Origin of the sequence: Jatrophihabitans sp. GAS493, assembly GCF_900230215.1 — a bacterium.
Lineage (GTDB): Bacteria > Actinomycetota > Actinomycetes > Mycobacteriales > Jatrophihabitantaceae > MT45.
In genome coordinates this window covers 2,794,028-2,818,190 of the sequence record NZ_LT907982.1, presented here as the reverse complement: position 1 = coordinate 2,818,190, position 24,163 = coordinate 2,794,028, and the positions used below count along the sequence as shown (strand labels likewise).

The 24,163-nt window shown below is 67.8% G+C and carries 20 protein-coding genes; 7 read left to right on the top strand and 13 right to left on the bottom strand.

Features of this window, described 5'->3' with window-relative positions; translation table 11 throughout:
* The first annotated feature begins 35 nt into the window (after positions 1–35).
* Complete coding sequence (locus CPH63_RS13225) at positions 36–686, top strand: ACT domain-containing protein (protein WP_096303371.1); 651 nt, start codon at positions 36–38, stop codon at positions 684–686.
* Positions 687–788: 102 nt separating this feature from the next.
* On the opposite strand, the gene CPH63_RS13220 is transcribed toward CPH63_RS13225, so the two are convergent.
* From CPH63_RS13220 to CPH63_RS13200, 5 genes are all read right to left on the bottom strand, one after another.
* Positions 789–2,843, bottom strand: a complete 2,055-nt coding sequence (locus tag CPH63_RS13220; protein ID WP_096303370.1) for an acyltransferase family protein — start codon at positions 2,841–2,843, stop codon at positions 789–791.
* A gap of 202 nt (positions 2,844–3,045) precedes the next feature.
* The gene (gene ligA, locus CPH63_RS13215; protein ID WP_096305144.1) at positions 3,046–5,214 is read right to left on the bottom strand and encodes an NAD-dependent DNA ligase LigA; all 2,169 of its coding nucleotides are present in this window, start codon (positions 5,212–5,214) and stop codon (positions 3,046–3,048) included.
* A gap of 131 nt (positions 5,215–5,345) precedes the next feature.
* Positions 5,346–6,377: a methionine synthase gene (locus tag CPH63_RS13210; protein WP_096303369.1), complete on the bottom strand. Its 1,032-nt coding sequence runs from the start codon at positions 6,375–6,377 to the stop codon at positions 5,346–5,348.
* Positions 6,374–7,477 carry a tRNA 2-thiouridine(34) synthase MnmA gene (mnmA, locus tag CPH63_RS13205; protein WP_096303368.1) on the bottom strand — a complete coding sequence of 368 codons (1,104 nt, stop codon included), beginning with the start codon at positions 7,475–7,477 and terminating at the stop codon, positions 6,374–6,376. Before mnmA ends, CPH63_RS13210 begins: the two co-directional genes overlap by 4 nt.
* 10 nt (positions 7,478–7,487) lie before the next feature.
* Positions 7,488–8,663 (bottom strand): cysteine desulfurase family protein, encoded by a 1,176-nt coding sequence (locus tag CPH63_RS13200; protein WP_096303367.1) that lies wholly within the window; start codon positions 8,661–8,663, stop codon positions 7,488–7,490.
* A 68-nt stretch (positions 8,664–8,731) separates the two neighbouring features.
* Here CPH63_RS13200 and lhgO point away from each other — a divergent pair, with 68 nt between their 5' ends.
* Positions 8,732–9,919: an L-2-hydroxyglutarate oxidase gene (gene lhgO, locus CPH63_RS13195; RefSeq protein ID WP_096305143.1), complete on the top strand. Its 1,188-nt coding sequence runs from the start codon at positions 8,732–8,734 to the stop codon at positions 9,917–9,919.
* A 123-nt stretch (positions 9,920–10,042) separates the two neighbouring features.
* Here the strand turns inward: lhgO and CPH63_RS13190 are convergent, their stop codons facing one another.
* Positions 10,043–11,002 (bottom strand): electron transfer flavoprotein subunit alpha/FixB family protein, encoded by a 960-nt coding sequence (locus CPH63_RS13190; protein WP_096303366.1) that lies wholly within the window; start codon positions 11,000–11,002, stop codon positions 10,043–10,045.
* Between the two features lie 26 nt (positions 11,003–11,028).
* Positions 11,029–11,808 (bottom strand): electron transfer flavoprotein subunit beta/FixA family protein, encoded by a 780-nt coding sequence (locus tag CPH63_RS13185; protein WP_096303365.1) that lies wholly within the window; start codon positions 11,806–11,808, stop codon positions 11,029–11,031.
* A 203-nt stretch (positions 11,809–12,011) separates the two neighbouring features.
* Between CPH63_RS13185 and CPH63_RS13180 the strand changes: the two genes are divergently transcribed.
* The gene (locus CPH63_RS13180; RefSeq protein WP_241895649.1) at positions 12,012–13,028 is read left to right on the top strand and encodes an SMP-30/gluconolactonase/LRE family protein; all 1,017 of its coding nucleotides are present in this window, start codon (positions 12,012–12,014) and stop codon (positions 13,026–13,028) included.
* A 5-nt stretch (positions 13,029–13,033) separates the two neighbouring features.
* On the opposite strand, the gene CPH63_RS13175 is transcribed toward CPH63_RS13180, so the two are convergent.
* Entirely contained in the window at positions 13,034–13,768 is a 735-nt protein-coding gene (locus CPH63_RS13175) for an ANTAR domain-containing protein (RefSeq protein WP_157749522.1), read from the bottom strand.
* A gap of 206 nt (positions 13,769–13,974) precedes the next feature.
* Here CPH63_RS13175 and CPH63_RS13170 point away from each other — a divergent pair, with 206 nt between their 5' ends.
* Positions 13,975–14,802 (top strand): bifunctional 2-polyprenyl-6-hydroxyphenol methylase/3-demethylubiquinol 3-O-methyltransferase UbiG, encoded by an 828-nt coding sequence (locus CPH63_RS13170; protein WP_096303363.1) that lies wholly within the window; start codon positions 13,975–13,977, stop codon positions 14,800–14,802.
* A gap of 664 nt (positions 14,803–15,466) precedes the next feature.
* Entirely contained in the window at positions 15,467–16,657 is a 1,191-nt protein-coding gene (locus tag CPH63_RS13165; protein ID WP_206745548.1) for a glycosyltransferase family 4 protein, read from the top strand.
* A gap of 30 nt (positions 16,658–16,687) precedes the next feature.
* Here CPH63_RS13165 and CPH63_RS13160 read toward each other — a convergent pair whose 3' ends face one another.
* The 5 genes from CPH63_RS13160 to CPH63_RS13140 all read right to left on the bottom strand — a co-directional run bounded on the left by CPH63_RS13160 (position 16,688) and on the right by CPH63_RS13140 (position 20,762).
* Entirely contained in the window at positions 16,688–17,326 is a 639-nt protein-coding gene (locus CPH63_RS13160) for an acyltransferase (protein ID WP_206745547.1), read from the bottom strand.
* Positions 17,319–17,996 carry an HAD hydrolase-like protein gene (locus tag CPH63_RS13155; RefSeq protein WP_197704347.1) on the bottom strand — a complete coding sequence of 226 codons (678 nt, stop codon included), beginning with the start codon at positions 17,994–17,996 and terminating at the stop codon, positions 17,319–17,321. The genes CPH63_RS13160 and CPH63_RS13155 overlap by 8 nt, the downstream gene beginning before the upstream one ends.
* Positions 17,993–19,039 carry a class I SAM-dependent methyltransferase gene (locus tag CPH63_RS13150; RefSeq protein ID WP_096303361.1) on the bottom strand — a complete coding sequence of 349 codons (1,047 nt, stop codon included), beginning with the start codon at positions 19,037–19,039 and terminating at the stop codon, positions 17,993–17,995. Before CPH63_RS13150 ends, CPH63_RS13155 begins: the two co-directional genes overlap by 4 nt.
* 4 nt (positions 19,040–19,043) lie before the next feature.
* The gene (locus CPH63_RS13145) at positions 19,044–19,829 is read right to left on the bottom strand and encodes an enoyl-CoA hydratase/isomerase family protein (protein WP_096303360.1); all 786 of its coding nucleotides are present in this window, start codon (positions 19,827–19,829) and stop codon (positions 19,044–19,046) included.
* Positions 19,830–19,949: 120 nt separating this feature from the next.
* Positions 19,950–20,762, bottom strand: coding sequence for an ABC transporter ATP-binding protein (locus CPH63_RS13140; RefSeq protein ID WP_241895648.1), 813 nt, complete (start codon positions 20,760–20,762; stop codon positions 19,950–19,952).
* Between the two features lie 53 nt (positions 20,763–20,815).
* Between CPH63_RS13140 and glgX the strand changes: the two genes are divergently transcribed.
* Together glgX and CPH63_RS13130 are read left to right on the top strand one after the other, a co-directional pair.
* A complete protein-coding gene (gene glgX, locus CPH63_RS13135; protein WP_096303358.1) occupies positions 20,816–22,936 on the top strand; it encodes a glycogen debranching protein GlgX in 2,121 nt (706 codons plus the stop codon).
* Positions 22,937–23,592: 656 nt separating this feature from the next.
* Complete coding sequence (locus CPH63_RS13130; RefSeq protein ID WP_157749521.1) at positions 23,593–24,138, top strand: putative Ig domain-containing protein; 546 nt, start codon at positions 23,593–23,595, stop codon at positions 24,136–24,138.
* The last annotated feature ends 25 nt before the right edge of the window (positions 24,139–24,163 follow it).

Sequence of the window (24,163 nt, the reverse complement as noted above, 5' to 3'; positions counted from 1 at the left end):
ACCTGCGTGACATATACGTCCGGGAGACTCACTGCGTGTCATACCTCCTGCGATTGGTGCTCCCCGATCGCCCCGGCGCGCTCGGCGCCGTCGCCACTGCCCTCGGTTCTGTCGGCGCGGACATTCTCAGTGTCGACGTCATCGAGCGCTCCCCCGGCTTCGCCGTCGACGACCTGGTGCTCGATCTGGCCCCCGATCGGCTGGCCGATTCGTTGATCACCGCGGCCCGCACCATCGAGGGCGTCCGGGTCGAGTCGATCCGGCCCTACGCCTCGGTGATGGATCCACACCGGGAGCTGGAACTGCTGGATCGCCTGGCCGCCGGTGGCGACGATGCGCTGCGGGTACTCGCCGACGGGGTGGAACGAATATTCCGGGCCGGGTGGGTGCTCGTCCTCGATGCGCCCGACGAAAGCAACAAATCGGCCGTACTCGCCCATAGTGTGGCGGCCCCCGAGATCACCGCACTGGCCGTGCCGTGGTGGCCGGCCCAGCCGGCCCGGGTCCTCGATCTGGACGACGAATGGGCGCCGTCGGATTGGACGAACCTGGGGACGGAACTGGCGATCGCCCCGCTCGGTGATCGCGCCCTGCTGGTCGGCCGTCCGGGACTCCCGTGGCTGCCGGGCGAGATCATCCGGCTCAATCACCTGGCCGGAATCGCCAACAGCGTCGCCCAAGTCTGAGCCGGTCACTGACCGAGTTGGTCATTGGCGAGCTGGTCACTGGCCCGAGCTGGTCACTGGCCCGAGCTGGTCATTGGCAGAGCTGGCTATTGGCAGAGCTGGTTATTGGCAGAGCGACCGGTTGATCAGGCCGGCGTACTGGGCGGCGCCCCCCAGCGGCAGGTGCAGCCCATCCTTGTAGAACCAGTTCGAGTGCGAGTTCGAGAGGGCGAACCAGTCGGCCAGCACCGCGTTCGGGAAGTGCTTGACGACTCGGCGCAGTACTGAGTTGTTCGGATCCTGCCAATTCTTGGGAACCCGGTCGGTAACCACCACGACCCGCGCCCGATCCGAGAGCTGACCCAGGATCGCGGAGAGATCCGACGCCGAGACGATGCCGTTGTCGCCGGTATGAATTACCACATTCGGGGCAAGTTTACCGGCGGCTCGATCGGCGGCGATCTCGGCGAAGACGGCCCGAGCCTGCCGTCCCTCGACGGCGTGGACGTCGATCAACGGGATCGCGGCCTTCAGCTGGGCCGCGGCCCCCAACATCACCGAATCACCGAACGCGCTGACCTTGGCAATCGCCCGCGCGGGCGTCGGCGGGCTCGGCAGCGGTGAAGGCTGGGTGATTGGCGCCGTGTGCGTCGGCTTGGGAACCGGCATGGGAACCGGTGTCGTGGTGGGACGCGGCGGCGTGGAGGCGGCCGGAGTACCCAACCCCGGCGCGCGCAGCGGACCGTCCCCGGACTGCGGCCTTCCGCCGATGTTCAGCGGAAAGGTAGTCACGCCCGCGGCTGCGGGCTTGATCCCCGGCACGGGTGACGCGGAGACCGCCCGTGCCCGCAGTGCCGCCGACGTCGGCACGCTCGGCGACGAGTAGGCCAGTGAGGAGCTGAGCGAACTGAAGGTGAGCAGCCCGATGAAGGCGACCAGCGGGAGCACCCGCCGACGCAGGACGCGGGCGGTCGAGCCGGCCGGAGCATCCGGACGATCGGCCATCAACCGCTGGTAGAAGCGGTGGAGCGCGCCCGCTCGCACCGGCACCTCGACGAAGCGGTAGCTCGCCTCAGCCAGCAGCAGGGTGACCGCGACCCGGGCCAGGAAGAGCGGAACCGGAGACCACTCGACGTCCACGCCGGGGCGGGTCACGACCGCTACCGGCCAGTGCCAGAGGTAAATGGAGTAGGAGCGCTGCCCGATCCAGCGCATCGGGCGCCGCTCCAGCACCCAACCGAGCAGGCTCCCCGGGCGGACCACCGCGGCGACGACGATCACCGCCGCCGCGCTGAAGCCGAGGAAACCACCGCGGTACAGGGCCGGCTGGAACTCGTTCACCTCCAGGACGCAGCGCGCCATCACCAGCAGGGCGGCCAGTCCCACCAGGTCGGTCAGGAAGGCACCGCGCAGGACCCGTCGGCGCCGAGCACCGGGCAGGATGGCGCGACTGGCGTAGGCGCCCATCGCCGCCCCCAGGAAGAGGCCCATCGAGTGGGTGTCGGTGCCGAAGTAGATGCGGGAGGAGTCGCTTCCGTAGGGCACATCACCGCGGAGGGCCAGTAGGGCCATCACGCCCGTCGAGGCGAGACCGAGCAGCAGCGCGGCGAGTGACAGGCGGGTGAGCATGCGTGGGCGGAGCACCACGACTGGCCCCCGTCGGCGCAGCAGCGCCGGCGCGATGATCAGGCACAGCAGCAGCGGCCAGATCAGGTAGAACTGCTCCTCGATCGCCAACGACCAGAGGTGCTGAAGCATGGACGGACGACCACTGGCCACGAAGTAAGACTGCTTGTCCCCGATCAGCCACCAGTTGGCGACGAAGAAGACGCCGGAGGCGACGCTGCTGCGCAGGGTGGCCAGTTCATCGCGCCAGAAGAGCAGGTCGGCCGCCGTCACTACCGCAGCCAGCACCAGGACGGCCGGCAGCAGGCGCCGGACTCGCCGCCGGTAGAACTCGGCGATACCCAATCGGCCGGTGTTGTGGATCTGGTTCAGCAACAGCCGTGTGATGAGATAGCCGCTGATCGCGAAGAAGAGGTCCACGCCCAGAAATCCACCCGGCATAACGGTCGGATTGAAGTGGTAGACGACGACCGCGATGACGGCGAGTGCGCGCAGACCATCGAGTCCCGGGAACCAGGTGGCTCGGGATTTCTTGGTAGCAGGCGCAGACATTCATACCGATTCGTCGGGGTGCGGGCAGGGACCTGCCAACCCTGACAGCAGAGCCTGCGAGCCGCTCGTTGGACGCGCCGAAGATGGCGAAATTCACCACGAATTTCGACTACTTGCAGCGCCGACCGGTCCGCTGGGCGATTCGCCGGCCACCGCGACCCAACCCAGATCAGTCACGGCGAGAAGTGAGCGGACGCGGCCGTCAGTCGGCTGGTTCGGCCGGCGCTGCGGGCCCTTGAGCGACCTCCCGGGCCGCCTCCGGCCCCTGCTCCAGCAAGACCGCGAACCCGGCCTCGTCCAGGATCGGAACCCCCAGGCCAACGGCCTTCTCGTACTTGGTTCCGGGAGCCTCGCCCACCACGACGAAGCCAGTCTTCTTGGAGACCGACCCTGACACCTTGCCCCCACGGGAGGTGATCGCTTCGGCGGCCGAGTCGCGCGAGTACCGCTCGAGCGAGCCGGTGACGACCAGGGTGAGGCCGGCCAGCGGGCGAGGCCCCGCGGTGGTGGCGGCGTCGGCCAGCGATACCCCGGCCGCGCGCCACCGTTCGACGATCGAACGATGCCAGTCGACGGTGAACCATTCGGCGACGGCCTCGGCGATCGTCGGCCCGACCCCCTCGGCCTGCCCCAACTCCTCGGCCGACGCGGCGGCGATGCGATCCAGCGAACCGAACTCACGCGCCAGGGCCTGGGCCGCCGACGGACCCACATGGCGGATCGACAGGCCGACCAGCACCCGCCAGAGCGGTCGCCGCTTGGCCGAGTCGAGATTGTCGAGAAGGCGCTGGGCGTTGGCCGAGAGGACACGGGACGCCCGGGACTTGTCGGACGGGTCGATTCTGGTGAAGAGCTCCACGCCGGAGAGGGTCTGCGCGTCCAGGCTGAAGATGTCCCCCTCATCGGTTACGACGCCGGCCTCCAGCAACGCGGCGGCGGCCTCGTAGCCCATCACCTCGATGTCGAAGGCGCCCCGCCCGGCGAGGTGGAAGATCCGCTCCCGCAGCTGAGCCGGGCAGGAGCGGGTATTCGGGCACCGGATATCCGCGTCCCCCTCTTTCTGCGGTGCCAATTCGGTGCCGCAGGCCGGGCAGTGCGTCGGCATCTCGAACTCGCGCTCGGTGCCGTCGCGCAGTGCCACCACGGGCCCAACGATCTCGGGGATGACGTCACCGGCCTTGCGCAGCACCACGGTGTCACCGATGAGCACGCCCTTACGCTTCACCTCGCTGCCGTTGTGCAGAGTGGCCATCTCGACCGTCGAGCCGGCGACCCGCACCGGCTCCATCACCCCGAATGGCGTCACCCGCCCGGTGCGCCCGACGTTGACGCGGATGTCCAGCAGTTTCGTGTTGACCTCTTCGGGGGGGTACTTGAAGGCGATGGCCCAGCGAGGGGCGCGGCTGGTCGAGCCGAGCCGGCGCTGCAGGGCCAGATCGTCGACCTTCACCACGACGCCGTCGATCTCGTGGGCGACGCTGTGACGGTGCTCGCCGTAGTAGGTGATGAATTCGGCGACCGCGGCCAGTCCGTTGACCACCTTGGCCTGGGCCGAGGTGGGTAGCCCCCAACCGGCGAGGTGGGTGTACCAGTCGGACTGACGGGTGACCGCCGGGCCGCCCTCGACCTGCCCCACACCGTGTAGCACCAGCTCCAGCCCGCGCGATGCCGTGATCCGGGGGTCTTTCTGACGGAGTGATCCGGCGGCGGTGTTCCGTGGGTTGGCGAACGGGGCCTTGCCGGCCTCGACCAGAGTCGCGTTCAGCGCCTCGAACCCGGCCACCGGGAAGAAGACCTCGCCGCGGACTTCGAGCAACTGCGGCACATCGTCGCCGCGAAGTCGCTCGGGTACGCCGACCACAGTGCGGATGTTGGCCGTGATGTCTTCACCGGTGCGGCCGTCACCGCGGGTGGCACCGCGGATGAGGCGGCCGTCCTGATAGACGAGATCGACGGCCAGTCCGTCGACCTTCAGTTCGCAGAGGTACTCCTCCACTCCCCCGGCGTCACGCTCGACGCGACCGGCCCAGGCGTGCAGCTCGTCGAGTGAGAAGGCGTTGTCGAGACTCAGCAGCCGCTGCAGATGTTCGACCGGAGCGAACTGCGTCGAGAAGGCACCGCCGACCCGCTGAGTGGGCGAAGACGGCGTCCGTAGCTGCGGAAACTCGTCTTCGATGGCTCGGATCCGGCGCATCAGGGCGTCGTACTCGCCGTCGCTGATGGTCGGCGCATCCGCAACGTGGTATCGGTAGCTGTGCTCGTCGAGCTCCTGTGACAGTTGGGCGTGCTCGGCTCGGATGGCGTCTGGCACGCCTAGCTCCGCACCCAACTCGGCCCCGCTACCGGCGTTCTCCTCGGACGGATCGGTCATCTCGCTCACGGACGCGACGTTACCCACCGCCACCGACAACATCGCCGCCGCCTCAGCACTCATCACGTCCGGCCGCGCCGGATCGGATCGGATCGCGTCGGATCAAGGCTGGATCTGGGTTGGGTCGGGCGCTACCGCTGCTCCCGGAGCTCCTCGCCGACCTCGCGCAACACGGTGAAAGCCCGGCGCACGTAGCCGGGAGTTGCACCGGCCAGGCCGCAGGCCGTGGTCGGAACCACGAAATGGGCGAGCTGGTCCGGCGCGAAGCCCAGCGCATTCCACAACTTGCTTATCCGATCGACGACCAATCGGCTGCTGATCGGGGCATCCACCGCCGGTACGACACCGAGCCAGAGACCCACGCCGGCGTCGACCGCGTTACCCAACGGATCGAGCTGCTCGGCTCGGGTGAGATCGGCACCAGTGGCGTCGATCGACAGCGCGTCCGCACCCGCGCCGCGGAAGATGGCAAGCGGGGGTTTCTCCGCGCAGCAGTGCACCACCCGCCCGCCGGCCGGGGCCACCGCCAGCAACTGGCCCAGCAGCTGCTCGGCCACCGCTGACTCCACCGCGCGGATCGAACCGTAGCCCGAGGCCGTCGGCACCTGACCGGCGAGCACCGTCGGCAGGGAGGGCTCGTCGACCTGCAGCACCAGCGACGCTCCGGGCACCCGCTTGCCAAGCTCTTCCAGGTGCAGCCGCACCCCTTCGGTCAGGGACTCGGCCAGATCCCGGGTTGCGCCGCGATCGCTCACCGCCCGATGACCGCTGGGAAGCTCCAGTGACGCAGCCAGCGTCCACGGGCCGGGGACCTGCACCTTGAGCGGGCCGCGGTACCCCTCGGCCTGCAGCTGGAGCGCATCCAGGTCCCGACTGAGAAAATCGTTCGCCCGCCGCAGGTCACGGCCGGGGTGGTCGGTCAGCCGCCACCCGGACGGGACGATCTCCACCGGCAATGCCACCAGCAGGCTGGCGCCCCGGCCGATCATGTCGGCACCGGCGCCTCGCTGCGGGAGCTCGGGCAGGAAGGGAAGGGATCCGAGTTCACCGAAGACCAGGCGCACCGCCTCAAGCGGATCCTGCCCAGGTAGCGAGCCGCCGGCCGTCGCCGCGCCGGCCGGCCAGGTGGATCCCGGATCGGTCGCTTCGGCGGTGCTCGTCACTTTGTTGCTGTCAAGCCGGCTGTCAACGCGGCTGTGCTGGTGCTCGAGATGGTGGCGGACCCGATTACGGTGTCGCCGTCGTACATCACCAGTGCCTGGCCGGCCGCGACGCCGCGCTGCGGCTCGTGCAGGGCGACCGTGAGCTCGCCGCTGACCACTCCGGTCACGGTCGCCGCCACCACCGCGCCGTGCGCCCGCATCTGGACCAGACAATCGAAGCTGTCCGACGCCGGATCGCCACAGGTCCAGATAGGGCGATCGGCCCGAACGGTGTCGAAGTCCAGCATGGCCGCCGGCCCGACAACGACGCTGTTGGACTTCGGCTGGATGGAGAGGACGTACCGCGGCTCACCCGTGGGGTCGGGGCGCCCCAGCGACAGACCCCGCCGCTGCCCAACCGTGTAGCCGAAGGAGCCCTGGTGGGAACCCAGCACAGCTCCGGTGCCGGCCTCGACAATCGGTCCCGGCTCGGCGCCGAGACGTCCGGCCAGGAAGGCCCGGGTATCGCCGTCGGCGATGAAGCAGATGTCATGCGAGTCGGGTTTGTCGGCCACGGCCAGGCCACGAGCAGCGGCCTCGGCTCGCACCTGCTCCTTGGTCGAGTCGCCCAGCGGGAAGACGGCGTGGGCCAGCTGGTGGGCGGTCAGCACGGCCAGTACGTAGGACTGGTCCTTCGCCATATCGACCGACCGCCGCAGCGCTCCGTCCTCGAGCTTGGCGTGGTGCCCGGTTACGACGGCGTCGAATCCCAGGGCGATCGCCCGGTCCAGCACCGCGGTGAACTTGATCTTCTCGTTGCAGCGCAGGCACGGGTTGGGGGTGCGTCCGGCCGCGTACTCGGCGACGAAGTCGTCGATCACCTCGGCCCGGAACCGCTCGGCCAGATCCCAGATGTAGAACGGGATGCCGAGCACGTCGGCCGCGCGCCGGGCGTCGTTGGCGTCCTCGACGGTGCAGCAACCCCGGGCGCCGTGGCGCAGCGTCGCCGGCTCGGCGGCGAGGGCGAGGTGGACACCGGTGACTTCATGGCCGGCCTCGACTGCGCGGGCCGCGGCCACCGCGGAATCGACGCCTCCGCTCATCGCGGCGAGCACTCTCATGCCAGCGTCCTCATGCCAGTACCGAAGTGAGGCCGGCACGGCGGGCGCGCTCGACGACAGGGCCGATGGCGGCCACCAGCGCGTCGACGTCACCCTCATTCGAGGTGTGACCCAGTGAAAGGCGCAGCGACCCACGGGCCCGCGCCGGGTCCGCCCCCATCGCCAGCAACACGTGCGACGGCCGAGCCACCCCGGCCGAGCAGGCTGATCCGGTAGAGCACTCGATTCCGCGAGCATCCAGGAGCATGAGCAGAGAATCGCCCTCACACCCGGGGAAGGAGAGATGGGCGATCGACGGGAGGCGCTCGCTCGGGTGGCCGTTGACGATGACATCGGGCACGACCCCGCGGACACCTTCGATGAGCCGGCTGCGCAGCACTTCGAGGCGCCGATTCGACTCGATCCGACCAGCCACGGCCACCGACGTGGCCGCCGCCAAACCGGCCGAACCCGGGACGTCTGGAGTGCCGGAGCGAACGTCGCGCTCCTGACCCCCACCGTGCAGCAGCGGCACGCACTTGACGTTACGGCGCAGCACCAGCGCCCCAGCGCCGTAAGGTCCGCCGAGCTTGTGGCCGGTCATCGTCAGCGCATCGACGCCGGCGTCGGCGAAGTCGACCGGCACGGCACCGACGGCCTGCACCGCGTCCGTGTGAATCGGTACGCCGTACTCATGGGCGATCTCGGTGAGTTCAACGATGCGCTGAATCGTGCCGACCTCGTTGTTGGCCCACATGACACTGATCAGTGCGACCGAACCCGGGTCCTGGGCGAGCGCCCGCCGCAGGGTCTGGGGTGCCACCTGGGCATACTCGTCGACCTCGAGCCAGGTGACCTCGGCCCCTTCCGCGCTCTGGCACCACTCGACCGAGTCCATCACCGCGTGATGCTCGACGGCGCTGGCCAGGATTCGATGACGGCGGGGGTCTTCGGCCCGGCGAGCCCAGTAGATGCCCTTGATGGCCAGGTTGTCGGACTCGGTACCGCCACTGGTGAAGATGACTTCGGACGGACGAGCACCCAGCGCGGCCGCCAACTCCTCACGCGCCTCCTCGACTCGTCGGCGCGCGCGCCGGCCGGCGCTGTGCAGCGAGGAGGGGTTGCCGACCTCGGCCATCGCCGCCACTACGGCCGCGGAGGCCTCGGGCAGCATGGCTGTGGTAGCGGCATGATCCAAGTAAGGCATTAGCTACCAGCTTACGATGTGGCTGTCTACGTCCGCACCACTGACTGGGGAATCATCCGGTGAACGATGTGAGCTACGACTACTGCGTCATCGGCGGTGGGATCGTCGGCCTGGCTACGGCGAAGGCGCTGCTGGCGCGCACCCCTGGCGCCTCACTACTGCTGCTGGAGAAGGAGACCGAACTCGCGACCCACCAGACCGGTCACAACTCGGGCGTCATCCACGCCGGGATCTACTACCCACCCGGCAGCCTGAAGGCCGATCTCTGCCGTCGCGGTGCGGCCGCGACCAAGCTCTTCGCCTCCGAACAGGGCATTCCGTTCGACGTCTGCGGCAAGCTGCTGGTCGCCACCGACGAGGTGGAGATGGCGCGGATGCAGGCGCTCTTCGAACGTTCGGCTCAGAACGACCTGAAAGTGCAGCGACTCGACGCCGCCGAACTGCGCGAGTGGGAGCCGCACATTCGCGGATTGGGTGCGCTCTACGTCGACACCACCGGGATCATCGACTACCGCCTGGTCTGCGAGGCGATGGGCCGGGTGATCACTGCGGCCGGGGCGGATGTACGACTGGGCAGCACCGTGGTCGGGATCGCCGAACGGGGCGACAGCGTGCGGATCAGCACGGCCGATGCAGAGTTCAGCGCCAAGAAGTTGGTCGTCTGCGGTGGGGTCCAGGCCGATCGGCTGGCTCGGATGGCCGGTCTGCCGATCGATTTCCAGATGATTCCGTTCCGCGGCGAGTATTACCGCCTGCCGGCGACCCGCAATGATCTGGTCCATCACCTCATCTATCCGATCCCGGACCCTGAGCTGCCCTTCCTCGGGGTGCACCTGACTCGGATGATCGACGGTGGCATCACAGTCGGGCCGAGCGCCGTGCTCGGCTTCGCCCGGGAGGGTTACCCCAAGTTCTCCTTTGCGGCCCGCGACGTTCGTGAATTTGCGACGTTTCCCGGCATGTGGCACGTGGCTCGGGCCAACGTCCGCACCGGCGCCCGCGAGATGTTCAACTCGCTCTCCAAGCGCGGATACCTGCGGGAATGCCGCAAGTACTGCCCGGAGCTTACGGTCGAGGACCTGCTGCCGGAGCCAGCCGGGATCCGCGCCCAGGCCGTGCTGCGGGACGGAACCCTGGTGCACGACTTCCTCTTCGAGCAGACGGCCCGATCGCTGCACGTCTGCAATGCACCGTCGCCCGCAGCCACCTCGGCGATTCCGATCGGCGAGATGATCGCTGACCGGCTGGTCGGCTGACCTCCGCCCGAACCGGTCGTCGCCTTATGCGGGCGCAGCAGACGCCACAACGGCGAAGGGCCGCCGCCCAACCCCGGTCGGAGTGGGCGACGGCCCTTCGGCTGTCTGCGTCGGGCGGGGTGACTAGCCCTTGCGCTTGCTGATCTCCTCGGTAAGCGCCGGGACGACCTCGAAGAGGTCCCCGACGACACCGAAGTCAGCCAGCTCGAAGATGGGAGCCTCGTCGTCCTTGTTGATGGCGACGATCGTCTTCGACGTCTGCATGCCGGCCCGGTGCTGGATCGCACCGGAGATACCGACGGCGATGTAGAGCTGCGGCGACACGGTGACACCGGTCTGGCCGACCTGCATCGTGTGAGGCACCCAGCCGGCGTCCGTGGCGGCACGCGAGGCGCCCACCGCGGCACCGAGGGTGTCGGCCAGCTTCTCCAACAGCGAGAAGTTGTCGGCGTTGCCCATCCCGCGACCGCCGGAGACGATGACCGATGCGTCGGCCAGCGCCGGGCGTGAACCCTTCTCCTCAACGACCTTGCTGGTGATCTTGGCCGACTTGGCGGTGTCGGAGATCGTCACCGCGACGGCGACGACCTCAGCGGCACCGGCGGCCGGCTCGGGGGCGACCGAGTTGGCCCGCAGCGTGATGACCGGCGTGCCGGTGCGGACCTTGGCCTGCACCGAGACCGCGCCACCGAAGATGCTCTGCGTGGTGGTCGCCGAAGCGTCAACGCCAACTGCATCGGTGATGACGCCGCCGCCGATCTTGAGCGCCAAGCGGGCCGCGATCTCCTTGTTCTCCGCGGTGGAGGCGAGCAACACGGCCGCCGGAGACGCCTGCGCGACGATCGTGGCCAGCGCCTCAGCCTTCGGAGCGACCAGGAAGCCGTCGAGCTCGTCGCTCTCGACGACGTAGACCTTGGCCGCGCCGTACTCACCGAGCGTGGCGGTGAGCGTGGCCGCGGTGCCGGCAGCGCCGAGCACGACCGCGCTCGGCTCGCCGATCGCGCGAGCCGCCGTCAGCGCCTCGAGGGTTGCCTTCTTAACTGAACCGTCCGCCGAATCGACGAGGACGAGTACCTCTGCCATCTGTTTTTCTCCTCTATCGATCGTTGTCAGACAAGCTTCTTCGACGACAGGTAGTCGGCGATCTTCGTGCCGCCGTCACCCTCGTCCTTGACGACCTGGCCGGCCGCGCGCGGCGGGGCGTTCTCGAACGATTCGACGACGGTCGTGGCGTTGGCCAGACCGACCTCGTCAGCGCTGAGGCCCAGGTCATCCAGATCGAGCGACTCGATCTTCTTGCTCTTGGCGGCCATGATGCCCTTGAAGGACGGGTACCGCGGGTCGTTGATCTTCTCGACAACACTGATGATGGCCGGGGTCGATCCCTCGACCGTCTCGTAGCCGGTGTCGGTGACGCGCTCGATGGTGACGGTGGAGCCGTCGACGGTGACCTTGCGGGCCAGCGACAGCTGCGGCACGCCGAGTACCTCAGCCACCAGGGCCGGGACGATGGCGGCGCGCGAGTCGGTGGCCTCGGAGCCCGCGATCGCTACATCCCACTCGACCGTGCCCAGCGCCTTGGCGATGACCTTGGCCGTCTGAATCGCGCAGGAGCCGTGCAGGGCCTCATCGCTGACGTGGATCGCCTTGTCGGCACCCATCGATAGCGCCTTGCGGATCGACTCGGTGGCCTGCTCCGGGCCGACGGTGAGGATGGTGACCTCCCCGTCGTGCTCCTCCTTCAGGCGCAGACCCTCTTCGATCGCGAACTCGTCGATGTAGTTGATCACGGAGTCGACCGACTCGCGGTCAACGGTGTTGTCGACAGAGCTGAGCTCACGCTCAGCCTCGGTGTCGGGCACCTGCTTGACCAGGACCACGATGTTCATAGGTTCGGTGACCTCTCAGCTTGAGAAATGTTGTTGTGAATGACGCGAAGCGGCAATGCATTGGTAAATGCGAATTAACAATGCCCCATAGTTGATCATGTTACTCGTCGGTAGCAATATGATCATCGTCTCGTGGAGGCCATAGTCTCATTGCGGCCCGAAATTCTTGCCATCGGGTAGCAGCGACCCGCTCAGGAGACACCGTGGCCAAGGTACCGATGAAAGCCAAGACCTGGAATCCGCCGACCGCGCCGGCCCGCGCCCGCCAGTCGGTGAGCGACACCCCGGTCACTCTCACGGTAATCCCGCTACCTGGGCGCGGCCCGGAGGACGTCGTCGTCGACGCGACCGGCAGCGGCATCGTCGGCCTGGGCGACGGGCGAATCCTGCGCGTCAGCTCCGACGGCGCCGATGGCGCCGCGATCGAGCAGATCGCCGACACCCAGGGGCGCCCGCTCGGCATCGAACTGGCCCCCTCGGGTGAACTGCTCGTCTGCGACGCGCGGCTTGGTGTGCTCAACGTCGCGCCGGGGACCGCGAATGTCGCCGGCCGTGTCAGCAGCGTGGTCAACCAGTTTGCCGGGCGGCCGCTGCACTTCTGCAACAACGCGTCCATCGCCGAGGACGGTTCCATCTACTTCACCGACAGTTCGCAGCAGTTCGGCATCGACAACTGGCGGGGCGAGGTACTCGCCCACACGGGCACCGGGCGGCTCTACCGGCGCAGCACCGACGGTGCGCTGGATCTGCTGATCGACGGGCTGGAGTTCGCCAACGGGGTCGCGCTGGCCCCGGACGCATCCTTCGTCGCCGTCGCAGAGACAAGCGCCTACCGAATCCGCAAACTCTGGCTCACCGGCCCGCGCGAGGGTCTGCTGGACACCCTGGTCGACAATCTGCCCGGCTTCCCGGACAACATCAGCCTGGGGAGTGACGGACTGATCTGGGTCGCACTGCCATCGGCCCGCGACCGCGCGCTGGACGTCATGCTGCCGCGTAGCCCGCTGCTGCGCAAGGCGGTCTGGGCCCTACCGGAGTCGCTGCAGCCGAAACCGCAGCGGACGGTCTGGGTGCAGGCCTACGACCTCAATGGAAACCTCGTGCACGACCTGCAGACCTCGCACCCCGACCTGTACATGGTCACCGGGGTTCGCGAAGTCGACGGGACGGTCTGGCTGAGCAGTCTGGTCGCGTCGGCCATCGGAGTGATCACCCTCTGAGGCAGCTACACCGGACGCGGCGGCTCCGCGCCACCCGGCAGGTCGCCGAGGCGCAGCACCTCTAGCGCCACCTCGTGCAGGCTCTGTCGATGTCGGCGCCGGGCCGACTCCAGCAGCGCACAGGCGTCGTCGTAAGTGAGATGACGCTTCAGGATCAGGACGCCAATGGCGCTCCCGATCTGGTGTTCAGGTGTCTCGGCCACCGCCTCAACCTCTCCGCTCGGGTAGCTGGAAAGCCCCGTCGGCTCATGGACACGCTCGGAATCGATGGCGGCAATCACCCGGTCCACGGCCAGCCGGGCCAGCGTGGCGTCGGCGTGCGACGGGCGATGCGCGCTGTTCCAGTGGTGGAGGACAACGCCGTGATAGTTGAGGCGCCCCTCGCAGAGGCTCATCGACAGGATCGGCGTCAGGATGCTGTGCCGCCCGAGCATCTGGCCGGAGCCGGACGGGTGCGGCAGGTAGACCTCACCGGTGGCGGCGAGGCGGGTAGGGGGCGCGCCCATCGGCCGCTGAATCTGGTAGCTCAGTGGGCCCTCTTTGATGGCCACGTGGCACTCGTCGCTCAGCGTCGGGACACTGAGCGCGGCCAGGCTGGTGAACGCGACAGATGGGGCCGAGGAGGACACGAGGTTCTGCAGGTTGGACAGAAAGTCGAACCTGTCGGGATCCGGGGGCAGCAGCTGGAGGCGCCCTCGTGGACCGAATGTCTTCGACGGCTTGGTCAAGTGCACCCTCACAGCGACGAGGCTTACCGGACGAGGCATACCGAGTGTTTAGTGACCCGTTCGCTCAGTATATTCGCCTGACGCACAGAGTCGCCATCGTTGCACCACACATCTACACCCAAACGTAGCCAAAACGCAGGCGTACCAGCCGTGGCAAACTACTCCCGCCCCCACACCAGCACCAGCACCAGCACCAGCAAGATTAGGAGCCGATCGGCATGGATGTCCTCGAACCGACCGGCTCGGTTGGTCTCCCGCTCACCGGCGAGCGCACGCTGCCCGGCATTCCGCACGAGAATTACTGGTTTCGACGCCACCAGGTGGTCTATCAGTTCATCCTCGATCGGCTCGCCGATGGCACCGTCATCGAGGTCGGGTGCGGCGAGGGCTACGGCTCCGCGCTGCTGGCCACCTCTGCTCGCCGGGTGTTGGGCATCGACTACGACGCGCTGGCGGTCGAGCACTGCGCCCGGCAGTACCCCGAAGTCGATTTCGTTCGTGGCAACCTGGCCGCGCTACCCGTGCGCGACGGCACGGCCGACGCGGTGGTGTCCCTGCAGGTGATCGAGCACGTCTGGGACCACCCACAGTTCGTCCGGCAGTGCCTGCGGTCGTTGCGTCCCGGCGGGCAGTTCATCGTCTCGACTCCCAACCGCCTCACCTTCTCTCCGGACAACGACGGCACCACCCCGCCGACCAACCCGTTCCACACCCACGAGTTCACCGCCGTCGAACTGATCCGTCTGCTCGTCGGGTGTGGTTTCACCGACGTGACACTCCTCGGACTACACGCCGGCCCCAACCTGAAGGGCCTGGACGATGTCTACGGAGGCTCCTTCGTTGCCGCCCAGCTCACCGACCCGCCCGCGAGCTGGCCGGACCGGTTAGCGGCTGACGTCGCCGCCGTCGGCACCGGTGACTTCGTCATCCGGGTGGACCCCGGCGTCCGCGGCGCGGTCGCTGCCACCCCCGGCTCCGCCCCTGATCTCCTCAGCTACCCGGACGCCGACGGCAGCCTCGACCTGCTGGTCATCGCCACCGCTTGAGTTGAGCGCGTCGCTGCCGTTCCCCGTACCGGCCCCTTGATCGTCACCGTCACCGGAGGCACCGGCCGCATATCCGAAGTAGAGGCGGATGACGATCGCGGCCAGTCCGAAGGCGATCCCGGCCACCAGCAGCAGCCCGGCGTAGTCCGGCGGTGAGTCCTGCGAGTCGTCGACCCAGACCGGGCTGATGCCGGTGCAGAGCAGCCGAGCGGCGCCCGAGACCGGTGATCGGAAGGTCGCGATGGCGTTCACCGTCCGGCTGTCCGCGGTGTAGGGCGTCACGGTGAGCGGCTGGACCCGCCCCCCGGAGACGATCTGGCACTGGGTGGTGAGGGTGATCCCGCGTTCGGCCAAGCCGGCTACGCCACCGGCGGCCGACAGCACGTAGGTCTCTCCCTGGATCAACTCGACCGAGTCCGGCGCGGCGCCGGAGCTGTTATAGGAATGCGACTGGATGCCATCGAGGATCCGCCAGCCGATCAGGCTGAGCGTGGCAAGTACGAGCAGGGGTACGAAGGCCGCCGCCAACCGGTGGGCCGGCGAGCGCGTCGGCGACAGCTCGGTCGGCTGCTCGGTCATCTTCCTCACCCTCAACGCTCTGGCCAGCAGTCAGGCGCGCACCGCCCCGGGCTAGGCATTAGTGTCTGATCGCGTGCGCGTCTTGATGCTTTCATGGGAGTATCCCCCGCTGATCGTCGGCGGTCTGGGACGGCACGTCGACGCATTGGCGCGCAGCCTCGTCGCGCAGGGGCACGAGGTGCGGGTGGTGACCCGCGGCGAGCCTGATCTGACCGACGGCGTCCGAGACGGAGTCGGCGTCTACCGCTCGAAGCAGGATCCGCTGGACATCGGCTTCACCACCGAGACCCTGTTGGCCTGGTCGCAGGTCAACGAACACTCGCTGATCCGGGCCGCCCTCGCGGTGGTCGCCGATTGGACGCCAGACGTTGTCCACGCCCACGACTGGTTGGTCGGGCAGACCGCGGTGACGATCAGCGAGGTCACGGCAGCGCCGATCGTGGCGACCATCCACGCCACCGAGACCGGCCGGAACATGGGCTGGCTCGCCTCGCCACTCAATCGGGGGATCCACTCCGTGGAACGCTGGCTGACCCACCGGGCCAGCAAGGTCATCGTCTGCTCGACCTTCATGCGCTCCGAGGTCAGCCATATCTTCGAAATCTCGCCCGACTCGGTGGCGGTGATCGGCAACGGCATCGCTCTCAATACCTGGCGTCGCAACGCCAAGGCAGCGGCGCTGGCCCGCGAGCAGTACGCGGCCGACGGGCCGCTGCTGCTCTTCGCCGGCCGGCTGATGCATGCCAAGGGTGTTCAGACCGCGATCAGCGCGCTACCCCGGCTGCGCCGCCGCTACCCCGGACTGCGCCTGGTCATCGCCGGGACCGGTCCCTTCGAGCCTGACCTTCGCGACCAGGCCCGCCGTCTCGGCCGGGGCGTGCAGTGGGCGGGATTCGTTGAGGATTCGGAGCTCTCCGGCCTCCTCGCCGCGGCCGATGTCGCCGTGGTGCCCTCGCTCTACGAGCCGTTCGGATTGGTTGCTCTGGAGGCCGCGGCTATCGGTACTCCACTTGCGGTGTCTGACACCGGCGGACTGCGCGACCTGGTCGAGCCGGGGCGAACCGGAGCTCGCTTCACCCCCGACTCCCCCGCCGCGCTGGCCGTCGCGGTGGAGAGCATCCTCGACGATCCGCAGCGGGCGTTGGCGATGAGTCGCCGGGCGCGGCGGCGGATCGCCCGGCATTACACCTGGGAGGCGGTGGCCACCCAGACCGCCGGGGTCTACACCGAGGCCATGGCAGCGCCCCCAGCGCCCCCAGCGCCCGCCCGGGCCTGATTCCCCGGCCCGCGCTGCTGGACCTCGACCTCAGCGCAGTTTGCGGCGGTCTCGGATGACTCGCGCCGGGGCACCGACGGCGACGCTGAACGGCGGCAGGTCGCGGCTGACGACGGCGTTGGCTCCGACCACCGATCCGGTACCGATGACGACTCCACGGGCCACCGTGACCTTGGTGGCCAACCACACATCGGTCTCGATACGGACGCGAGATTTGGCGATGCCCTGATCCTTGATCGGCACCGTGAGATCGGTGAACTTGTGGTCGAAGTCGGAGATGTACACGTCGTCGGCGATGAGCACCGAGTCTCCCAACTCGACGTCGAGGTAGCAGTTGAGCGAGTCACCCCGACCGAAGACGCACTTGTCGCCGATGGTCATCGTCCCCTCATGGGCACGGATCGCGGTGTGTGCTCCGATGTGAATCCATCGACCGAGGGTGAGGCGTGCGAATCCCGACCGCATGCTTATGTCCGCCCCCTTGTCCATGAAGATCATGCCGCGGGTGACGACCTCGGGATTGGCCAGCTTGAAGCGGAAGAATCGCCAGTAGCGGATCAGATACCACGGGGTGATAGCACGGTGGCGCACCATCCAGCGGGCGGAGGCGAGGGTGAAGAAGCGCGCTCCGGTCGGCTGGGTACGCGGCGGCCGCGAACGTTCAGCCACCGCCGGACTCACCGGGACCAGGTAACTCGAGCGAGGCCAGATACGCGCCGAGATCAGCCGGGGTGGCGAAGATCTGCCGCGCTCCGGCCAGCTCCAGCTCACCCTCCAGCCCGTAACCCCAACCCGCGCCCAGACAGGCGATGCCGTGCACGGCGGAACCGTGCACGTCGTGCAGCCGGTCACCGACCATCAGGGCGCTGGCTGGATCCTCCAACTGCAGGCGGGAAACCACCTCGGCCACCACGAGTGCCTTCGTGTTGCGCGCGCCATCCAGCGTGTCCCCGCCGATGACGGCGAAGAGATCGGCCACGCCGAGGTGTTCGAGGATCGGTCCGGCGTAATGCTCAGGCTTGCTGGTGGCCAGCGCGAGCGTGACCCCGCGGTCGACCAGCTGCCGGAGCACCTCGCCCATCCCCGCGTAGAGCTCGGTGTCGAACATGGCGGTGGCGTAGTGCTCCCGGTAGCTGGCGATGACCGCCGGCACGAGGTCGCCGCCGATCAGCGGAGGGAGCGACTCGTAGAAGGGCGGTCCGAGCAGCGCCCGCCCGGTGCGCTCGTCCAGTGGCGCGATGCCGTTCTCGGCGAAGGCCCAGCTCAGCGAACTCAGAATTCCCGGGGCCGAGTCGGAGACCGTCCCGTCCAGGTCGAAGAGAACCGTCTGCAGGGTCACGGCAAGTCGCCGGCGCTGGCCTCACCGGTCGCAGCAGGCACCCGATCGGGTTTCACCCCGGTGATCTCTACGTTGTAGAAGAGCCCCTTCGGCACCACGTAGGCCAGCACCGAGTCGACCGAGGAGAGTCGCTGCCACCCCTTCATCGCGAAGTTCGCCCAACGGAATCCGAGCTTCTCCCGTGGTACCGCGCACTCGAAGGTGCGCACCGGCCAGCCGAACCAGGCCGCGGTGAGTTCGTCGGTCCGGGTGCGAACCGACGCCGCGCCGGCCCGCAGCGCATAGGCGGCCAGCTCGTCGGGGACGAAGGTGTGGACATCCACGACGGCCTCCAGCGCGGCTGCCCGGGAGGATTCGTCGAGCTCCTCCTGCGGCCGTCGCCAGGACGACAGGATCGGCAGACGCGTCGCGTGCGTGGCCGCCCACCAGGTGGCTCGGGAGAGGCGGCGGGCGATCTTGTCGCCCCACTTCGTCGGTTCGCCGGCGAAGACGAAGCGACCGCCCGGCTTCAGGACGCGCAGAATCTCGCTGAAGGCCAACTCCACATCCGGGATGTGATGCAAAACCGCGTGCCCGACAACCAGGTCGAAAGTGTCGTCGGCGTACGGAAGCCGCTCGGCGTCGGCCACCCGTCCCTCGACCTCGAACCCCAATGAACGGGCGTTGCGCTGCGCCACCTCGACCATGCCCGGGCTCAGGTCGGTGACGTGGCCGGCGTCGATGACTCCGGCCAACTTGAGGTTGAGCAGAAAGAACCCGGTACCGCAGCCGAGCTCCAACGCGCTCTCGTAGGGCCAGCCCTGATCTCCGGCGATGTGGGTGAAGCGGTCCCGTGCGTAGTCGATGCACCGCTCGTCGAAGGAGATCGACCACTTCTCGTCGTAGGTACCGGCTTCCCAGTCGTGGTAGAGGATGTTCGCCAGCTTGGGGTCGCTCCAGGCGGCCTCGATCTCGGCCTCGCTGGCGTGCGGGTTGGGCTTGAGGACTGAACCAGAGGTGAGCTCGTCCGTGCTCTGGTCAGCCGATTCGGCGGCGGCGGTCATGAGGTCAGCTCCGTGAGAAGTCGGCCTGGCCAGGCCCGTTGGTGAGGAATGAGGTGATTCCGATCTCGCGATCTTCGGTCGCGAACAGTGACGAGAACAGGTGCGCCTCGAGCCGAAGGCCGTTACCGAGATCGGTGTCCAGACCGCCGTCGATGGCCGCCTTTGCCGCCTGCAGGGCCAGTGCCGGGCCCTTGGCCAACTTTGCTGCGAGAGCCAGCGCGCTGCTGTACACCTCAGCCGCCGGTACCACCACATCGACCAGCCCGATCTGGTGGGCCTCGATACCGTCGATGAAACGCCCGGTAAAGATAAGGTCCTTAGCCTTCGCCGGGCCGATGAGTCGCGGCAGACGCTGGGTACCACCGGCGCCCGGAATGATGCCGAGCAGGATCTCCGGCTGTCCCCATTTGGCGTTCTCCGCACTCACCCGAAGATCGGCGGTGAGCGCGAGCTCGCAGCCACCGCCGAGCGCGAACCCGGTAACGGCGGCAACCACCGGCTTGGGGATGCGGGCGATGGCATCGAAGGACTCGGTGAGACGGGTCGCGTCGCGGACCATGTCCGCATGCGTCATCCCGGCGAACTCCTTCACGTCGGCGCCGGCGGCGAAGACCCGCTCCCCGCCGTAGAGCACGACGGCCCGCACTCGCCGGTCGTTCGAGACCTCGGCGGCCGCCCCGCGCAGCTCGTTCTGCACCTGGGAGCTCAGCGCGTTCATCGGAGGTCGGTTCAGCCGGATGGTGGCCACCGAAGTCGCCTCATCCAACTCAACCTGCACGAGTTCTGCCATTTGCCAGTTCCTTCCATATCGCCGCGCGGGACGCGGCACCGCGACAGCCGGACCGGGCCCGGCGAGACGGGCCCAGAGCTCAACCCTTGGGCTCAACCTTCGTAGAGCTTAGTCAGACGCCTATTCCGCTCGAGCGAACCAGCGCCCGGCCTCGGAGCGGACCGATAGCGGGAGACCGAAGGTGGCTGAGAGGTTCTCCGGCGTGAGCACGTCGTGGGTGAGACCGGAGGCCACGACCCCGCCGTCGCGCAGCAGCAGCACGTGGGTGAAACCGGTCGGGATCTCCTCGACGTGATGGGTGACCAGCACCGTCGCGGGAGCATCCGCATCGGCCGCCATCCGGCTCAGCCGGGCCACCAGATCCTCCCGACCCCCCAGGTCCATACCGGCCGCCGGCTCGTCCAGCAGCAGCATCTCGGGGTCGGCCATCAGCGCGCGGGCGATCTGGACCCGCTTGCGCTCCCCCTCACTCAGCGTGCCGTAGGAGCGCTCGCCCAACTCGCCGACGCCGAAGCGCTCCAGTAGCCGCCCCGCCCGGCGCACGTCGAGTCGCCCGTAGGCCTCCCGCCAGCGCCCGATGACGGAGTACCCAGCACTGACGACGACATCGATCACCAGCTCATTGCCGGGGATTCGCTGAGCCAGCGCCGCGGAGGCGAAGCCGATCCGCGGCCGCAGCTCGAAGACGTTCACCGCACCCAATCGCTCACCGAGGATGTGCACTGTGCCCGAGCTCGGGTAGAGGCTGGTCGCGGCGATCTGCAGCAGGGTGGTCTTGCCGGCCCCGTTCGGCCCGAGGATCGCCCACCGTTCGTCGAGCTCGACCGTCCAGTCCAGGTCACGTAACAGGTACTTCTCCCCTCGGCGCACCGTCACCTGGTTCAACTGAAGAACTGCGTCCGGGTTGATCGCTTCCGGGTTGATCTCTGTCACATCCACCATCCAACCTTACGTAGCGCCCAACGGTTGGTTAGAGTCCCTGCACCATGCTTCCTGAACAGCTGACCGCCGCCCTCGCCGCCCGACTCGACCGTGCGTGGCCTGGGAAACCGTTCCCACTCGGCGCCACCTGGGACGGAGAGGGCACCAACTTCTCGCTCTGGTCCTCCACGGCGACCGCGGTGAGCGTCTGCCTCTTCGACGCCGACGGGCACGAAACCGACATCCCCCTCGACGACACCACCTTCCGCGTCTGGCACGGATACCTGCCCGGTGTCGGGCCGGGACAGCGCTACGGATTCCGGGTGGACGGCCCGTATGACAAGGCCCGCGGTCTGCTGCACAACAAGTCGAAGTTGCTGATGGATCCCTACGCCCGGGCGCTGGAGGGAACCTTCACCGATCATCCTTCGGTCTATGGGAACAACGGCCTGGACTCGAGCCCCTACGTCCCGAGATCAGTGATCATCCACGGCGCTTTCCCGTGGGGCGACGATCGCCGGCCGAACACCGGCTGGAACGACACGGTCATCTACGAGATGCACGTGCGCGGCTTCACCATGTCCCATCCGGGAATCCCGGAGGAGCTGCGCGGGACCTACTCCGGGCTGGCCCACCCGGCGACGATCGACTACCTGCACTCGCTCGGCGTCACAGCCGTCGAACTGCTGCCGATCCATCACTTCGTCTCCGAGCCGTTCCTGCAGCAGCGTTCGATGAGCAACTACTGGGGCTACAACTCGCTCGGCTTCTTCGCGCCGCACGAGGCCTATGCGTCACGCCACGGCAACCAGGTACGAGAGTTCAAGTCGATGGTGCGCTCCATGCACGCGGCCGGCATCGAGGTGATCCTGGATGTCGTCTACAACCACACCGCCGAGGGCGGCCCGGACGGCCCGATGCTCTCCTTCCGGGGCATCGACAACTCGGCCTACTACCGACTCGCCGATCACGACCCGTCGCGCTACGTCGACTACACCGGCTGCGGCAACACCTTCGATTCACGGTTGCCCTTCCCGCTGCAGCTCATCATGGACTCACTGCGCTACTGGGTCACCGAGATGCACGTGGACGGCTTCCGCTTCGATCTGGCCTCGGCGCTCGCCCGCTCTCTGCACGATGTCGACAAGCTCTCCTCCTTCTTCGACGTGATCCACCAGGATCCCGTTATTTCACAGGTGAAACTGATCGCCGAACCCTGGGACGTCGGCGACGGGGGCTACCAGGTCGGCGAGTTCCCGCCGCTGTGGACGGAGTGGAACGGGAAGTATCGCGACACCGTTCGCTCCTACTGGGGACGGGACTCCAGCGGCGTGCGCGACCTCGCCTACCGCCTCACCGGCTCGTCAGACCTCTACAACAAGGACGATGGACGCACTCCGTACGCGTCGATCAACTTCATCACCGCCCACGACGGATTCACCATTCGCGACATGGTCAGTTACGACAACAAGCACAATCTGGCCAACGGTGAGTACAACCGCGACGGAACCGACGACAACCGCTCCTACAACTGCGGCGTAGAAGGCCCCACCACCAATCCGGAGATCTCCGCGCTCCGGCTGCGACAGGCGCGCAACCTGCTGACGACCCTGCTGCTCTCCACCGGCGTACCGATGCTGACCGCCGGCGACGAGCGGTGGCGCACCCAGGGCGGGAACAACAACGCCTACCTGCAGGACAACGAGATCTCCTGGATGGACTGGACCCCCAGCGATGAGGCCGAGGATCTGCTGACGCTGACGAAGCGGCTCATCGAACTGCGCCAATCCTCACCGGTGCTGCGTCAGCAGTCCTTCTTCGAGGGCCAAGCGATCGAAGGCGGCGACGGCTGCAAGGATCTCGGCTGGTTCCACCCGGACGGGCGCGAACTCACCGACAGCGACTGGTTCGCCTCCGGACTGCACACCATTGGGATGTACCTGGACGGGCGCGGACTGCGGCACCGCGACGAGCGCGGTGAGATCGTCCTCGACTCCTCCTACCTGCTGATCCTGCACGCCGGCGACCAACCGGTGAGCTTCACGCTCCCGGGGATGCCGTGGGCGGCCAGCTATCAGACCGTGATCGACACTTCGCGGCCCGGAGGCGTGCCCAGTGGGCCCGCACTGCGCCGCACGGCCAAGCTGCCGCCGCGTGGATGCCTGCTGCTGCGTGTCGTTCGCTAGTTAGCCGCCCGCTCCCGCACCACCAGGAGCAGGCTTAATACGGCTCGTAGCCGATGACCCATCGATTTCTGACGCTTCAGGCGTCGGCGGGGAGCATTTCCGGCCCGACCGCAGACATCAGTGTGAGCTGAGCGTTATGCTTCGCATCACCAGCGCCTAGCGGCACCCCGGGGGGTGGGATGGAAGCACTGGGCAGAGACCTTACGTACACCGACATTCTCAGTGCGAGCGCTGTCGACAGCGACGGGCCGGAACCCGCGCCGGTCAGTCGAGAGAGTCCGGTCCTGGCCGGCGGTGCGGAGAAGGGGCGCCGATTGTGGCCCGTGGCGGCCGTGGCGGCGTTGGCCCTGCTTGGTGCTTCCGGTGTCGCGTACGAGCGGGAGTCATGGACAGCGAGTGGGCGCTCGCAGGCGGCCGACTCGAGCACGCCCTGGCGCACTTCGTCGTCGCTACCGACATCCCTGAATGCTTCCGGGCCGGGTCCCGCGGTCCAATCTTCGGGCCAGACCGAGCATTCTGCGACCGGTGCACCCGTGTCTGGGGCTGTCCTGCCCGGTGCGGTGCTGAACGGCACGGCGTCCGGCGGAGAGCCGGTGGTAGTCAATCCGCCGGTTACGTCGCGCGCCATCACTACGTCAGGCCCTTCCGTGCCGTCCATGCCTTCCCTGCCTTCCGTGCCGCCGACGGCCCCCCGAGCCGGGGCGGCAACGGCAGCAAAGACGGCGCCGCCTGCGGTGGCGGTGGCCGCCCCGACCATCACCAGCGACTCGAACTTGCCGGAGGGTGTCACCGGAGTCGATTACACCCAGCAGTTGTCGGCCACCGGCACGGCCCCGCTCATGTGGACCGTCTCATCGGGGTTGATGCCGCCTGGCCTTACCCTCTCCCCGATCGGGGTCATCTCTGGTACGCCGCAGCTGGTCGGCAGGGCTCGCACAGGTTTCGTATTCACTGCGCAGGTGACGTCGGCTAGTGGCCTCTCGGCGAGCAGGAACTTCGCACTCTCGATCGATCTGCGCACCGATCTGAACGGCGACGGGGTGGTCAATTGCTACGAGTACAACATTTGGTCAGCTCATCTGAATCAAGCGGGAACCTTCCAACAGGGCGATTTCGACCTCAACGGCATAGTCGACTTGCAGGACTTCGCCATCCTCATGAACGAATACACCGGCCCGAGCGACGCCGAAACCAACTGCTGACAGACCTCCCGGGGGTCGGAGGATC